The sequence below is a fragment of the Streptomyces sp. NPDC001828 genome, assembly GCF_042892175.1.
In the GTDB taxonomy this organism is placed as follows: domain Bacteria; phylum Actinomycetota; class Actinomycetes; order Streptomycetales; family Streptomycetaceae; genus Streptomyces.
In genome coordinates, this window is record NZ_JBIATV010000022.1 from 73,790 (window position 1) to 88,424 (window position 14,635).

Consider the following 14,635-nt stretch of genomic DNA (forward strand, 5'->3'; position numbering starts at 1 on the left):
CAACCGCCTTGACTCGCGCCGGAGTTCGACTGTCAGTGGGCTCCGGCACAGTGGGCCCGTGTACGCGACCGCCGCGGGTTCAGCTGTCGACCGGAGCCCTCGGGGCCGCCGGGACTCCGGGCGCGACGGCGCCGCCGGTGGCCGCGTGCGCCCGCCCCTCGCCCAGTCCGCGCACGGACCAGGCGAGCACCGCGCACAGCGTCGCGGCCACCACCATCACGGCGAACGCGGCGACCGCGCCGTGGTCCTGCGCGAGCCGCCCCGAGAGGGCGAGCGCGAGGGCCTGCCCGCCGACGATCCCGCTCGTCAGGAACGCCATGGACTCGGCGAGCCGCCCCGCCGGGACCAGCCGCTCCGTCAGCCCGAACACGGTGATCAGATGGGGCGCGTACGCCACCCCGAGGACGGTCACCGTGGCGTACAGGCCGAGCAGTGTGTGCACGAAGAGCAGCGGCACGGAGAGCACGACGAGGGCGGCGGTGGCGGTCCGCCAGCGCGTCCGCAGCGCGAGCCACTCGGGCACGGCGACCATGGCGAGTCCCGCGGCCGCGCTCATCACGCCCATCGCCGCGTACACCAGGCCGGTCTGCGAGGCCCGGCCGAGCTGCCCGGTCAGGGCGGTGATGCCGGCCTGGGACGCGCCGAACATGGCGCCCTGGAGCGCCATCGTGACCCGCAGCGCGTAGACCGCGCCGGGCAGCCGGGTGCGGGCCGCCCCGGTGCGCCTGGCCGCCGTCACCTGACGTGCCGTCGGATGCAGCGCGAAGGCCGTGCCGCAGACGGCGAGCAGGGCCGCCGCCGTCAGCAGGGCCGCGGCCGGCTGGGCGAGGGCGGCCGCCAGGCCCACGAAGGCCGGGCCGAGGACGAACGAGATCTCGTCCAGGGTCCCCTCGAAGGAGAGCGCGCCGGCCACGGTCCGCTCGTCGGCGCCGGACCGGTGCGCCAGGGCGACGGTCCGGCTCCGGGCGAGCGGGCCCACCTGGGGGACGCTCGCCCCGGCGAGGGCGCCGAGCAGGGCGAGCCAGCCGGTCGGCAGGTGGGCGAGCGCCGCGAGGACCAGGCCGGTCACGGCCGCGGCGTTGGCGATCGCCGCCGCGAGCACCACGGTGCGCTGGCCGTACCGGTCGGCGGCGCGCCCCAGGAGCGGGCCCGCGACGGTCTGCCCGGCGGCGAGCGCGCCGCCCGCGAGCCCGGCCGTCGCCAGGCTGCCACTGGTCTCGGCGACCAGGAGGACACTGCCGAGCTGGCACATGGCCGTCGGCAGCCGCCCGAGGAAGGAGATCACGGGAAGCACCGGACCCGTCAGGGCGAGCACGTTGCGATACGTCTGCAGGGATCCGGCCATCAGGCGAAGCTAACGCCGCCGACCGGGGCATACGCATGGGCCGAAGGCACAGAAGCCGCCCAACGGGGTACGTACGTTCATATGACCCCGCTGACCCAGCCCCTCGCGACCTACCGGCTCCAGCTCCAGCCCGGGTTCCCGTTCGCCGCCGCCGAGAAGGCCCTGCCCTACCTCGCCGGTCTCGGAGTCTCACACGTTCATCTGTCCCCGGTCCTGGAGGCCGTGCCCGGCTCGACACACGGATACGACGTCACGGACCACGCCAAGGTGCGCGAGGAGCTGGGCGGCGAGTCCGGGCTGCGCAGACTGGCCGCGCGGGCCCGGGAGTTCGGGCTCGGCCTGATCCTCGACATCGTGCCGAACCACATGTCGGCGGCCGCGACCCACAACCGCCCGCTGTGGGACGTCCTGCGCGCGGGCCCCGCGTCGCCGTACGCGTCGTGGTTCGACATCGACTGGGAGGGGGGCGACGGGCGGGTCCTGCTGCCGGTGCTCGCGGGCCCCCTCGGCGCAGAGCTGGACCGCCTGACGGTGGAGGGCGATGTACTGCGCCACGGTGAGATGCGCTTCCCCCTGCGGGAGGGCACGGCGGGCCTGCCCCTGGCCGATCTGCTCGACGCGCAGTTCTACCGGCTCGGCTGGTGGCGCCTTGCCAGGACCGAGCTCAACTACCGGCGCTTCTTCACCATCTCGGAGCTGATCGGCCTCCGCGTGGAGGACGAGGACGTCTTCACCGCCACCCACGCCAAGATCCTGGAGCTGGTCTCCGACGGCGTGGTGGACGGGCTGCGGGTGGACCATCCGGACGGCCTCGCGGACCCGGAGGCGTATCTGCGCCGTCTGAACGAGGCGACGGGCGGCCGCTGGACGGTCGTCGAGAAGATCCTCACCGGCGACGAGCGGCTGCAGTCCGGCTGGGCGGTCGCCGGGACGACCGGGTACGACGCGCTGCGCCACATCGACGGCCTGTTCACCGACCCGCAGGGCATGTCTCAACTACGCGACCACTACCGGGAGTTCACCGGTGCGGACGCCGACCGGGGCGGCCACTGGGAGCCGACGGTGCGCCGCGCCGCCTACCGGGTGCTGACCCATGATCTGGTGGCCGAGATCGAGTACCTGGTGCGCCTGGCCGGGCGGATCTGCGCGTCGGGCGGCCCCGAGCTGCGCGATCACGCCCCCTGGGCCCTGCGGCTCGCCCTGCGCGAGCTCCTGGTCCGCGTCCCGGTCTACCGGCCCTACCGGTTCGGGGCCGAGCTGGTGCTTCCGGCGTCGGCGGCCCTGGAGGCGAAGGCGGCCTTCCCGGTCGCGGAGGAGTCGGCCGCGGTGGACGTGGTGCGGGACCTGGCGCTCGGCAGGCTCGGCGAGGACGCCGAGCGGGCCCGGTTCCGCACCCGCTTCGCCCAGACGTCCTCGGCGCTGCACGCCAAGTCCGTCGAGGACGCGGCCTTCTACCGCTATACGCCGCTGCTCTCGGTGAACGAGGTGGGCGGCGACCCCGCGCGCCCCTCGGTGGACCCCAGCGAGTTCCACGCGTTCTGCGCCCATCTCGCCCGGGACTGGCCGGGCACGGGAACGGTCCTGTCCACGCACGACACCAAGCGCAGTGCGGAGGTACGGGCCCGGATCGCCGTCCTTTCCGAGTGCCCGCGGCGCTGGGCTGAGCTGCTCGACCGGCTCAGCGAAGGGCCCGGGGCTCCGGCGCCCGATCCGCAGCTGGCCTGGGTCGCCTGGCAGACCTCGGTCGGGCTGGCCGGCCTGCCGGAGTCGGAGCGCCTTGAGGGTGCGCTGCTCAAGGCGGTGCGCGAGGCGGGCCTGCGCACCTGCTGGACGGAACAGGACCCGGGCTACGAGAAGGCGGTGCGGGACTTCGTCGCGGCCGGACCCGGCGGACAACTCGCCCAGTACGTAAGGGAGTTCGCGCGGGAGACCGAGGCCGCCGCGCGGGCCAACAGCCTCGGGGCCGCGCTGCTGCATCTGACGATGCCGGGCGTGCCGGACCTCTACCAGGGCACGGAGGCCGAGTACGCGGCCCTGGTGGACCCGGACAACCGCCGCCCGGTCAGGTTCGACACGGCGGCCCTGGACGACCCCGGCGACAAGCTGAAGGTGACCCTCGCGGCCTTGCGGCTGCGCCGCGAACTCCCGGCCGCCTTCGGCGAGTCCGCCACCCACGAGGCGCTGACCGCACGGGGACCCCGCGCCGAGCACTGCGTGGCGTTCAGCCGCTCGGGAGAGGTGGTGACGGCGGTGACCCGGCTCTCGCTGCGCCTCGCCGAGGCGGGCGGCTGGGCCGGGACCGAGCTGGTTCTGCCCGAGGGACTCTGGGCCGAAGTCATCGGCGGGGAGAGGCAGTTCAGCGGGTCCGTCGATCTCGGCGAGCTGTTCGCCGAGCGTCCGGTGGCCCTGCTCAGGAGGGTCGTACGAGGAGGCGGCGAGGGGCCCGGGTGAGCAGGCCGCTCTCGGCCGGGTCGAAGGCGTCGGCCGCGCGCAGCCCCGGCATCGCGGTGAGCAGCGCGTCCACCGCGCACTCCGCCTGGAGTTCGGCGACGCGGGCGGCCGGGCAGTCGGCGGGCCCGAGGCCGAGCGCGCCGGGGGCGGTGCGGTGCAGATCGAAGCGCTCGGGCTCCGCGAACCGGTCGGGGTCACGGTTCGCCGCGCCGACCAGCAGGGCGACGGCGGCCCCGGCCGGGATGGCGCCTGCGGATATCGCGAGGTCGCGGGTGGCCCGGCGCAGCACCACGTGGACGGGCGGATTGCGCCGCAGCGCCTCCTCCCAGGCCTGGCCGATCAGCGCCGGCACCGCCCGCACCAGCTCCAACTGCTCGGGGTTGGCAAGGAGGTTGGCCATCAGGGAGGCGAGCGCCCGGCCGGTGAGCACCGCCTGGTCCGCGCAGCGCGCCGCGAGCAGGGCGACACCGGTGCCGCCCCGGCCACGGCCCACGTCGGTGGCCGCGGGCGCCTCGGCGCGGTTGCGCGAGGGGGCCGGTCCGGCGCGGCCCATGACGGCCGCGTAGGAGAGGCCGGTCGCGGCGGCGATGGTGCCGGTCGGCAGCCACCGGCAGAACTCCTCGACCAGGTCGGCCTCCTCGCGTCCGGCGAGCCGGCGGGCCAGCACATAGGCGGTGCGGGCACACACCTCGCGCAGCAGCGCGAACGCGCTCTCGGGCACGGCGTACTCCTGCGCGCAGCGCACCGTCCCCGGCCCGCAGCAGGGCCCGCGCCGTGGCCCGGACAGCCCGCCCCCGCCGAGCGCGGGGGCGACGTCCGCGTACCGGCTGAGCAGCCACGCCTCGAGGCGGGCGTCCCACAGCAGGGGGTGTTCCCGCCGCAGAACCCCGTAGAAGGCGTAGGGGTCGCGGCGGGCGGCGGGGCCGAGCAGCGAGAGCGTGTGCGGCGGGGCCGCGAGCGCGGGGGCCATGGCCGCCTCGGGCGGCTCGACGGTCGTCATGGCGCGCCTCCCGGTCGGCGCCCTGGGGCGCGGTCGCGGCCCGCGGTGGTGTCGGCCGCCGCCGGGCCCGGTGACTGCTCTCAGCGGACCACTTCGACCGGTCCGTCGCGATCGGCGTTCGGCCGTACGGGTGAGGACCCGCCCCTGCCGTACGGGGCCGACCTGCGCAGCAGTTCGGTGAACGCGGCCGCGGCGCCGGCCAGCTCGACGCGCGAGAACACGGTCAGGGCGCGCTTCCAGGAGGGGTCGACGCAGAGCAGCACGCAGTCCTCGCCGATCCCGCCGCGCACGGCGTGCGTGGGGACGGCGACCACCCCGACGCCGGCCGCGGCCATCCGTACGGCCGTCGAGGTGTGCTCGGTGCGCACCACGGTGCGCGGGGTGAAGCCGGCGCGTTCGCAGACCAGGTCGAGGAAGGGCCGCCCGTCGATGACGGGCTCCATGGCGCACCGCACCCAGGCGTGGTCCGCGAACTCTTCGAGGCGTACCGAGGTGCGGTGGGCCAGCGGGTCGTCGAAGGCGACGACGAGCGCGATCTCCTCCTCGCCGACGGGCACGACGGGCCCGCTCCAGCCCTTCGGCGGCGGCCCGACGGCGAGGTCCGCGGCACCGCGTTCCAGCGCCTCCTGGAGCGCCTCGGGGCTGGCGTGCTCGTGCAGGAGCAGCTTCACTCCGGGGTGGCCGCGCCGCCAGCGCGCGAACACCTCGGGCAGGACGCCGACGGCGACCGCGTGCACGGCGGCGATGTGCAGTTCGCCGCCCTCGGCACCGGCGGCCGCGCGGGCCGCGCGCTCGGCCTGGAGGGCGCTGCGCACGGAGAGCCGGGCGTGTGGCAGAAAGGCGCGGCCCATGGCGGTGAGCCGCACTCCGCGCGGCAGCCGTTCGAGCAGTTCGCCCCCGACGGACTTCTCCAGCGCCTTGATCTGGTGGGAGAGCGCGGGCTGGGTGACGTGCAGGAGCTCGGCGGCCCGGGTGAAGGAGGCCTCCTCGACGACCGTGACGAAGTACTCCATCTGTCGCAGGCTCACACCGTGCCTCCTTGCTCCACCGGTCTCATGCGTTCGCGCGTGCCACCGGTCTCATGCGTTCGTGCGTGCCACAAGTTCCGCACCCGCCATAAACATTGTGCATCGGCCCCACAAGAACATTGCCTTGGACGCATGACAGGGGCCGGGCAGAGGCTTGTCCCATGACTGAGACGAGGACCGACGCCCCGACCGCACCCGTAACCGGCGACCCGGCCGCACCCATCGAGGCCGATGTGATCGTGATCGGCGGTGGCACCGGCGGCTATTCCACCGCCCTGCGCGCCGCCGCCCTGGGCCTGACGGTGGTGCTCGCCGAGCGCGACAAGGTCGGCGGCACCTGCCTGCACCGGGGCTGCATCCCCAGCAAGGCGATGCTGCACGCCGCCGAGCTGGTGGACGGCATCGCCGAGGCGCGGGAGCGGTGGGGGGTGAAGGCGAGCGTGGACTCGATCGACTGGCAGGCCCTGGTGGCGACCCGTGACGACATCGTCTCGCGCAACCACAAGGGCGTGGAGAGCCATCTGTCGCATGCCGACGTCCAAGTGGTGCGCGGCAGCGCCCAGTTGACCGGCCCCCGCAGCGTATCCGTCGAGGGCCACGGGAACTTCGTCGCCCGGCGCGGCATTGTGCTCGCCACCGGCTCGCGGCCCCGGATGCTGCCGGGCCTCGAAGCGGACGGCCGGCGCGTGGTCACCAGCGACGACGCGCTGTTCGCCCCCGGGCTTCCGCGCTCCGTGCTGGTGCTCGGCGGCGGCGCGATCGGCGTCGAGTACGCCTCGTTCCACCGGTCGATGGGCGCCGAGGTCACCCTGGTCGAGGCCGCCGACCGCCTGGTGCCGCTCGAAGACGCCGATGTCAGCCGCCACTTGACGCGCGGCCTCAAGAAGCGCGGCATCGACGTCCAGACCGGAGCCCGCTTCCTGGAGGCGGCCGTGCTGCCGGACGGGGTACGCGCGTCGGTACGTACCGCGCGCGGCGAGGTCCGCACGGTCGAGGCCGAGCGGCTCCTGGTCGCGGTGGGCCGTGCCCCGGTCACCGACGGGCTCGGGCTGGCCGCGATCGGGCTCGCGGTCGACGAGCGGGGGTCCGTCGCCCCGGCCGACTGGTCCCGCCTGGAGACGGCGGTCCCCGGCATCCACGTGGTGGGCGATCTGCTGCCGCCGCCCTCGCTCGGTCTGGCCCACGCCTCGTTCGCGGAGGGCCTGTTGGTCGCCGAGACGCTGGCCGGGGTGGCCTCGGCGCCCGTCGACTACCGGGCGGTGCCCCGGGTCACGTACTCCTCGCCCCAGACCGCGTCGGTGGGCCTGACCGAGGCCGAGGCCCGTAACGGCGGACATGACGTGGTCGTCAACAGCATGCCGCTGACGGCCGTCGCCAAGGGCATGGTGCACGGCCAGGGCGGCGTGGTGAAGGTGGTCGCCGAGCGGGGCGGACAGGTGCTCGGCGTGCATCTCGTTGGCCCGAACGTCTCCGAGATGATCGCCGAGAGCCAGCTCATCGTCGGCTGGGACGCCGAGCCGTCCGACGTCGCCCACCACATCCACGCCCACCCCACCCTGTCGGAGGCCGTCGGCGAAACCTTCCTCACCCTGGCGGGGCGGGGCCTGCACCAGCAGTGAGGCCTCAACTCCAGCTGAGCGAAGGGCAATTGGATACCCGGGCGCCCGCCGCCGGCGAGGGGCGAACCGGGTAGCCGACCTTGACGGGCCGGCGAACCGGCCGGTGAACCGTCACCGGATCGCGAGCCGAGTGGCCACCCGTCACCAAGCGGCCGTCCGTCAGTGGTTGGCGAGCCGGAAGGACATCCGGCCGAAGCTGACCTGGTCGCCGTCGGCCACGGCGACCACCCCCGTCACCCGGCGCCCGTTGACACAGGTCCCGTTGGTGGAGCCGAGGTCGCGCAGCTGCCACGTCCCGGCCTGGAAGAGGAGTTCGGCATGCACCCGCGACACCGTTTCGTGGCTCAGGCGCAGCCCGTTGGCCGGGTCGCGGCCGATCCGCAGCGGGTAGGGGCCCGGCGCGGGGAAGAGGAGCTTGGGCAGCCGTTCGCTCTGCCAGGCCCTGCGCAGCGACACGGAGAACTCCGACACCCGGCCGACCGCGCCGAACACGGCCTTCGTCCAGCGGTTGCCGCCCCGCTCCAAGTCGGCGGTCAGGACGACCAGTTCGTCGGCCCGTCGGGCGGCCAGGGCCAGCTCCATGCGCCGCAGGAACGTGTCGTGCGACAGCTTGCCCTCGGCGGCGCCCTCCCGCAGTACGTCCAGCACCCGGTCGCGCTCCGCGTCGGAGAGCCGCGCGGGCGCCGAAGAGGTGTGGGATTCGAAGGAGGGCGTCACACCGGCGATTGTCCTTCCCCGGGCCCGGAAGTGTCCAGCAGCGGGCTCGCCTCCGCGGCCGCCCCCGTCCCCCGGGCCCCACCGCCGTTCCGCGACGTGGGAGTACCGATCGCGAAATCCCCTTGTACAGCCGCCCACCTGCACTGTTATGGTCCCCCGACTTACCGCACCATGGGGGGACCCTCTCTTGTCGAACACCGCGTCGGACACCGTCTTCCGTCCGCTCGCCGGGCCCGAGGAACTCGGGCTCTTCCAGCAGCTTTCCTATGTGCTCGACCACGAGGTCGAGGACGACCTGACGACCGGGCGCCGCACACCGCAGTGGATGTGGGTGGCCCTGCGCGGCGACCGCGTACTGGCGCGCGTCTCCTGGTGGACCCGCACGAAGGGCGAGGCCCCTCAGGCCCTCGACTTCTTCGACGTCGACGACTCACTGCCCGCGGCCGAGCGCCACGAGATCGGCCTTCGCCTCCTGGAGACCGCGACCGCGGCGGTGGTGCCCGAGGGCACGGAACGCCCCGAGTACGGCCGGTTCCTGCCCGGTGACTGGCGAGAGGACCCCGCGGCGCGCGAGGTCGTCGAGACCAGGCTGAACATCATGGCCGCCTCCGGCGCGACCCCGCTGGTCGAGCGGCTGCGCCTGGAGTGGCGGCCGGGAACGCCGCTCGCCGAGCCCTCCACCCGGCTGAGGTTCCGCCCCGCCACCGACCGCGAGGAGCTCATCTCCCTGATGGCGCTCGTCGTGGAGGGCTCGCTCGACGAGCACACCCGCGAGGAGCTCCTCACCATGACCCCGCGCCAGTCCGCGGAGCTCATGTACGAGGAGGAGTTCGAGACGTTCACGACGCCGCGCGAATGGTGGCGGATCGCCGAGCTCGCAGAGGGCGGCGAGCCCGTCGGCTTCGTGATCCCGGCCCGCAACAGCTACAACCCGGTCATCGCCTACCTCGGGGTGCTGCCCGCCCACCGCGGCCGCGGCTACATCGACGACATCCTCGCCGAGGGGACGCGCGTCCTGGCCGAGCAGGACGTGCCGCGGATCCGCGCCGCCACCGACCTGCCCAACGTGCCGATGGCCAACGCCTTCGCCCGTGCGGGCTACGTCGTCTTCGAGCGCGCGATCAACATGGTCTGGAAGTAGTCGCGAATTGCGGGCGTGTCCCCCTCGTCTGTCGCACCATGGTCACAACCGGCCACGACAGGGGGACACGCCAGTGCTGTTCGAAGTGTGGGCACCGCATGCCGACCGGACCGCCCTTCTCCTGGAGGGCGCGACCTATCCCATGCGCCGCCACCCCGTGCGCGCGGGCTGGTGGCTGACGGAGGCCGAGGGCCACCCCGGCGACCGCTACGGATACGTCCTGGACGACGGGCCCGTCCTGCCCGATCCGCGCTCGCGCCGCCAGCCCGACGGGCCGGACGGCCTGAGCGCCGTCGTGGTCCACGAGACGTTCGGCTGGCAGCAGCCGTGGGCGGGCCGCCCCCTGCAACGGGCCGTCCTGTACGAGCTGCACATCGGCACCTTCACCCCCGACGGCACCCTGGACGCGGCCGTCCAACAGCTGCCCCACCTGGCCGAGTTGGGGATCACGCACATCGAGCTGATGCCGGTGTGCCCGTTCCCGGGGCGGCACGGCTGGGGGTACGAGGGCGTCTCGCTCTGGGCGGTGCACGAGCCCTACGGCGGGCCCGACGCGCTGAAGCGGTTCGTCGACGCGGCGCACGCCCACGGCCTCGGCGTCGTCCTGGACGTCGTGCACAACCACCTGGGCCCGTCCGGCAACTACCTGCCCGCCTTCGGCCCGTACTTCACGGACACCCACCACACGCCCTGGGGCGCGGCCGTCAATCTGGACGCGCCCGGCTCCGACGAGGTCCGCGCCTTCCTCCTGGAGAGCGCGCTGGCCTGGCTGCGCGACTACCGCCTGGACGGGCTGCGCCTGGACGCGGTGCACGCGCTGGCCGACACCCGCGCGTACCCCTTCCTCGAAGAGCTCTCGACGGCCGTGGACGTGCTCGCCGCGGAGCTGGGCCGGCCGCTCTTCCTCGTCGCCGAGTCCGACAGCTGCGATCCGCGCACCACCGCACCGCGCGCGGAGGGCGGCCTCGGCCTGCACGCCCAGTGGAACGACGACTTCCACCATGCCCTGCACACCGCCCTCACGGGCGAATCCCAGGGCTACTACGCCGACTTCGCCCGCGCCCCGCTCTCCGCGCTCGCCAAGACCCTGAGCCGGGTGTTCTTCCATGACGGTACGTACTCGAGCTTCCGCGGCCGCACCCACGGCCGTCCCGTGGACCGTTCCCGCACCCCCGCCCACCGCTTCTTCGGCTACTCCCAGACCCACGACCAGATCGGCAACCGCGCCCAGGGCGACCGCCTCTCGGCCACCCTGTCGCCCGGTCTGCTCGCCTGCGCGGCGGCCCTGACGCTGACGAGCCCGTTCCCGCCGATGCTGTTCATGGGCGAGGAGTGGGGCGCCCGCACCCCCTGGCAGTTCTTCACCGACCACACCGACCCCGACCTCGCGCAGGCCGTACGGGAGGGCAGGCGGCGGGAGTTCACCTCCCACGGCTGGTCCGCCGAGGACATTCCCGACCCGCAGGACCCGGCCACCCGGCGGCGGTCCTGCCTGGACTGGGCGGAGCCCGCGGCCGAGCCGCACGCCCGGCTGCTCGCCTGGTACCGCGAGCTCATCGCGCTGCGCCGCGACCGGCCGGACCTGACGGACCCCGACCTCGCGGCCGTCAAGGTCGCCCACGACGAGGAGGCGCGCTGGCTGACCTACCGGCGCGGCGACCTGCGGGTCGTGGTCAACCTCGGCAAGGAGCCGGTCCGGATCAAACTCGGGGGCGGCGGCCGCGTCCTCGCGTCGTGGGACGCGGTCGAGGCGCCGGGCGCCGACGGACTCGTCCTGATGCCGCCGGAGTCGTGCGCGATCCTCGGACGCTGACGCGGCGGGGGCGCTGAGGTCAGCGGCGACACTCCCCCGCCGCCACCCTCAACTCCCTTACTGCTGGCGCCGGTTACTCGACGATCGCCATGGCGCGGTCGGTGTTGTTCAAACGCCGGCCGCCGTCATCCGTCACGGTGACGATGTCCTCGATGCGGACGCCGAACCGGCCGGGCAGATAGATGCCCGGCTCGATCGAGAAGCACATCCCGGGAACCAGCGGGCGCTCCTCCCCCTCGATCATGTACGGCGGCTCGTGGGTGGTCACACCAATGCCGTGGCCGGTGCGGTGGATGAAGTACTCGCCGTACCCGGCGTCCGCGATCACCGCGCGCGCCGCCCGGTCGATGTCCTGGCAGGCGACGCCCGGCCGCACCGCGTCGAAGCCCGCCTGCTGCGCCTCGCGGACCACGTCGTGGACGCGCTGCTCCTCGGCGCTCGGCTCACCGACGTGGACGGTACGGGTGGTGTCGGATCCGTAGCCGTGCTTGAGTCCCCCGAAGTCGAGGACCACCATGTCGCCACGCTCGATCGTGCGGTCCCCGGCCTCGTGGTGCGGGTTCGCGCCGTTGGGCCCCGAGCCGACGACGGTGAAGTCCACTTGCGAATGCCCGTACTTGAGGAGCAGCCCGGCCAGATCCGCAGCGACCTCCGTCTCCTTGCGCCCCGCGAAACGCACCTTCACGATCTCGCCGTACGCCTCGTCGGCCGCCGCGCCCGCCGCGTCCAGGCGGCCCAGCTCGTGCGCGTCCTTGACGGCCCGCAGCATGGGCAGCGCCTCGGTCAGCGACACGTAGGAGGTGCCGGGCAGCTCCTTCTGCAGCCCGAGCAGATGCATGGCCCAGGCGTTGTCGCTCACCCCGAAGCGCCCGCCCACATCGAGGAGCGGGGCCGTCACGGTGTACGGGTCCTTGCCGTCGGTCCAGTCCCGCAGGGTCAGAGCGGCGGAGCCGGGGGCGTGCTCGGCGTCGGGCGCCTCCAGGGTCGGCACGACCAGGACCGGCTCCTGACCGGCCGCGAGCACCAGGACGGTGAGCCGCTCGGTGATCGCGGTCGGCTGGTAGCCGGTGAGGTACACGAGGTCGGGTCCCGGCGCCACGAGGACGCCGGCAAGGCCGGCGTCGGCGGCGGACTCGGCGGCGCGGGCCATCCGGGCCCGGTAGTCGTCGGCGGTGAAGGGTGCGGGGGCGGGCGTCGTGGGCATGGCCTCATCCTGCCCGTACGCCCGCTGACATGCGAGTGGATGGGGCGCCTCGGTCTCCGGGCCGCCCCTTCCCGGATCAGACCCTCACATTCCTTCCGTCTCGTCGTCGACGAGCTTCTCAAGCAGCTCGCCGAAGTCCTCGCCCACAACGATCCGCAGACCCTCGCCGTCCCGGTCGCTGAGCTGGGTCAGGGTGCCGCCGCGCCACCAGTAGACGTACGGACTGATCGACCCGGGCGTGTCCTCGTAGCCGGAGGCGGCGAACGACGCCATGGCGTTGAGCGCGAGGACCATGCCGGAGTCCCGGATGACGTGGAAGGCGAGCTGATGGCGGAAGGGCATCGCCACCAGGGCGCCCTCCGGCGGCAGCTCGCGGCCGGTCACCTGGCGCACAACGGCCTCCAGGGCGAGCACCCGGCTCGCGGTGTAGAAGGAGTCGCCGACGACGATCTCGAAGCGCGTCCCGTCGTCGCCCTTGACCGTCTCATGTCCCTCGACGGGCAGTTCCCGCAGATTGCGCAGAGCCTGTTCGCGCAGGTCGGGGACCTTGCCGAGGGGTTCGAGCGCCTCATCGGTGAGCATCATGACGCTCTCGGGCAGGTCGAGCGCGAGGATCTCGTAGAGGCCGGGCGCGACACTGCGCGCGTAGCCGAAGCTCTGCGGATCGAGCCCGTCGCCACTGATCACCCGAGGGTAGAGCTGGGCACGGATCTGCTCGGGCGGCATGGTGTCGAGAGCGGACGGCGCGTCCATGGTGCGCAGCACCATCCCGACGTGTCGGCGGATCAGCTCCGGCCACACGCGCGGGCCGCGCGGCTCGTTGTGGCAGACGGCCGCGAGGTTGCCGAGCCCGAACCGACGGCCGCCGCTGTCCTTCACCGAGTCCGCGTAGACGGTGACCTCAAGGCCCAGCTCGGCGAAGGCCTCCCTGACCACAGCACGAAAGCGGGCGCCCTCGTCGTTCGAGAAGAACCCGAACTCGGGGTCCCTCGGGACGTCGCTCGCGTCCCGCTTGGGGCCTCGTCGGAATATCCCCACGTCTGCTGCCTTCCCCTCGCACGGTCGCCAGAGCTGCGAGCCTACCCAGTGAGCGCGCCGGTGATGACAAGGTCCGCCCGCGCGCGTCCGGTGGCCACGAGAGCCGCGTTGACCTCGTCGGACTCCCCGACCCAGCGCTCCGCGTACGGCCGGGGCTTCCCGTGCCGCACATGCCGCTCGACGAGTCTGCGCACCCGCTCCCCGTCGGCGAGCTGGAGGTACCAGATCTCGTCGACGAGATCCCTGACCTGTGACCACGCCCCGTCGTCGTGCAGCAGGTAATTGCCCTCGGTCACGACGAGCGGCACCTCGGCATCCACGGCGATGCTCCCGGCCAGCGCCTCCTCCAGGGAGCGGTCGAAGTCCGGGGCGTAGACGACCGTGCCGGGCTCGGGCGAACGCAGCCGGGCGAGGAGCGCCGCGTACCCGGCGGCGTCGAAGGTGTCGGGCGCACCCTTGCGTCCGGTACGCCCCAGCCGGCGCAGCTCGCTGTTGGCGAGGTGGAACCCGTCCATCGGTACGAGGACGGCCTCCCCGCCAAGGCGTGCCACCAACTCCCCGGCCAGCGTGGACTTCCCGGCGCCGGGCGGCCCGGCGATGCCGAGGATGCGGCGGCGGCCGGGCACGACGAGGCGTCGGGCTCGCCCGACGAGCCGGTCAAGGTCGAGATCCATACCGGCATTCTTCCACCGTCGGCCTCGGCAATCCGTAGTACGTATAACCCTTAACCTTGTCCCATGCCGCACATCGCACTGATCACGCTCGTCGTGCGCGACTACGACGAGGCCATCGACTTCTACACCCGGGCGCTCGGCTTCGAACTGGCCGAGGACACGGCCCGCGGGGACGGTTCGCGCTGGGTGGTGGTCCGCCCGCCGGGCACGACGAGCGGGGCGGTCTCGCTGCTCCTGGCCCGTGCGAAGGACGAGGCCCAGCTGGCGAGCGTGGGCGCGCAGACCGGCGGCCGGGTCAGGTTCTTCCTGCACACCGAGAACTTCGCGGGCGACCATGCGCGGATGCTGGCAGCCGGCGTCCGTTTCCTGGAGGAGCCACGGCACGAGCCGTACGGATCGGTGGCCGTGTTCGAGGACCTCTACGGCAATCGCTGGGACCTGCTGGAGCCGGCGTAGGCATCGGGATTCCCGGGAGGCGGGAGCCGTCGGCCCGGGAGCGCCATTGAAACGCGAAAAAGCCCCGCACCGTGACCGTAATTCCTTACGGTCTGGTGCGGGGCTTTCCCCTAAAAATTGTTCGGCGGCGTCCTACTCTCCCACAGGGT

General features: G+C 73.4%; 12 protein-coding genes. 5 read left to right on the forward strand and 7 right to left on the reverse strand.

The genetic code is table 11. From position 1 onward, the window contains the following. Positions 1 to 79: 79 nt before the first annotated feature. Positions 80 to 1,345: an MFS transporter gene (locus ACFYZA_RS38695; RefSeq protein WP_388494925.1), complete on the reverse strand. Its 1,266-nt coding sequence runs from the start codon at positions 1,343 to 1,345 to the stop codon at positions 80 to 82. A gap of 81 nt (positions 1,346 to 1,426) precedes the next feature. On the opposite strand from ACFYZA_RS38695, the gene treY reads away from it, so the two are divergent. Continuing rightward, entirely contained in the window at positions 1,427 to 3,796 is a 2,370-nt protein-coding gene (treY, locus tag ACFYZA_RS38700; protein ID WP_388494926.1) for a malto-oligosyltrehalose synthase, read from the forward strand. Here treY and ACFYZA_RS38705 read toward each other — a convergent pair. Further along, a complete protein-coding gene (locus ACFYZA_RS38705; RefSeq protein ID WP_388494927.1) occupies positions 3,756 to 4,796 on the reverse strand; it encodes a cytochrome P450 in 1,041 nt (346 codons plus the stop codon). The genes treY and ACFYZA_RS38705 overlap by 41 nt on opposite strands. A gap of 80 nt (positions 4,797 to 4,876) precedes the next feature. Beyond that, complete coding sequence (locus ACFYZA_RS38710; protein WP_388494928.1) at positions 4,877 to 5,824, reverse strand: LysR substrate-binding domain-containing protein; 948 nt, start codon at positions 5,822 to 5,824, stop codon at positions 4,877 to 4,879. A 161-nt stretch (positions 5,825 to 5,985) separates the two neighbouring features. On the opposite strand from ACFYZA_RS38710, the gene lpdA reads away from it, so the two are divergent. After that, complete coding sequence (gene lpdA, locus ACFYZA_RS38715; RefSeq protein WP_388494929.1) at positions 5,986 to 7,443, forward strand: dihydrolipoyl dehydrogenase; 1,458 nt, start codon at positions 5,986 to 5,988, stop codon at positions 7,441 to 7,443. A 159-nt stretch (positions 7,444 to 7,602) separates the two neighbouring features. Here the strand turns inward: lpdA and ACFYZA_RS38720 are convergent, their stop codons facing one another. Next, a complete protein-coding gene (locus tag ACFYZA_RS38720; RefSeq protein ID WP_382590685.1) occupies positions 7,603 to 8,160 on the reverse strand; it encodes a DUF1707 and FHA domain-containing protein in 558 nt (185 codons plus the stop codon). A 148-nt stretch (positions 8,161 to 8,308) separates the two neighbouring features. Between ACFYZA_RS38720 and ACFYZA_RS38725 the strand changes: the two genes are divergently transcribed. Both ACFYZA_RS38725 and treZ read left to right on the forward strand, forming a co-directional pair. Then, on the forward strand, positions 8,309 to 9,301 hold the full coding sequence (locus ACFYZA_RS38725) for a GNAT family N-acetyltransferase (RefSeq protein ID WP_388494930.1): 993 nt from the start codon (positions 8,309 to 8,311) through the stop codon (positions 9,299 to 9,301). A gap of 73 nt (positions 9,302 to 9,374) precedes the next feature. After that, a complete protein-coding gene (treZ, locus tag ACFYZA_RS38730) occupies positions 9,375 to 11,114 on the forward strand; it encodes a malto-oligosyltrehalose trehalohydrolase (RefSeq protein ID WP_382590692.1) in 1,740 nt (579 codons plus the stop codon). Positions 11,115 to 11,187: 73 nt separating this feature from the next. On the opposite strand, the gene ACFYZA_RS38735 is transcribed toward treZ, so the two are convergent. The 3 genes from ACFYZA_RS38735 to ACFYZA_RS38745 form a co-directional block, all read right to left on the reverse strand. Next, positions 11,188 to 12,318 (reverse strand): aminopeptidase P family protein, encoded by a 1,131-nt coding sequence (locus tag ACFYZA_RS38735; RefSeq protein ID WP_388494931.1) that lies wholly within the window; start codon positions 12,316 to 12,318, stop codon positions 11,188 to 11,190. A gap of 84 nt (positions 12,319 to 12,402) precedes the next feature. Further along, positions 12,403 to 13,356 (reverse strand): hypothetical protein, encoded by a 954-nt coding sequence (locus ACFYZA_RS38740; protein WP_382590698.1) that lies wholly within the window; start codon positions 13,354 to 13,356, stop codon positions 12,403 to 12,405. A 41-nt stretch (positions 13,357 to 13,397) separates the two neighbouring features. Beyond that, on the reverse strand, positions 13,398 to 14,030 hold the full coding sequence (locus ACFYZA_RS38745) for a nucleoside/nucleotide kinase family protein (RefSeq protein ID WP_388494932.1): 633 nt from the start codon (positions 14,028 to 14,030) through the stop codon (positions 13,398 to 13,400). A 63-nt stretch (positions 14,031 to 14,093) separates the two neighbouring features. Here ACFYZA_RS38745 and ACFYZA_RS38750 point away from each other — a divergent pair, with 63 nt between their 5' ends. After that, positions 14,094 to 14,486, forward strand: a complete 393-nt coding sequence (locus tag ACFYZA_RS38750; RefSeq protein ID WP_388494933.1) for a VOC family protein — start codon at positions 14,094 to 14,096, stop codon at positions 14,484 to 14,486. The last annotated feature ends 149 nt before the right edge of the window (positions 14,487 to 14,635 follow it).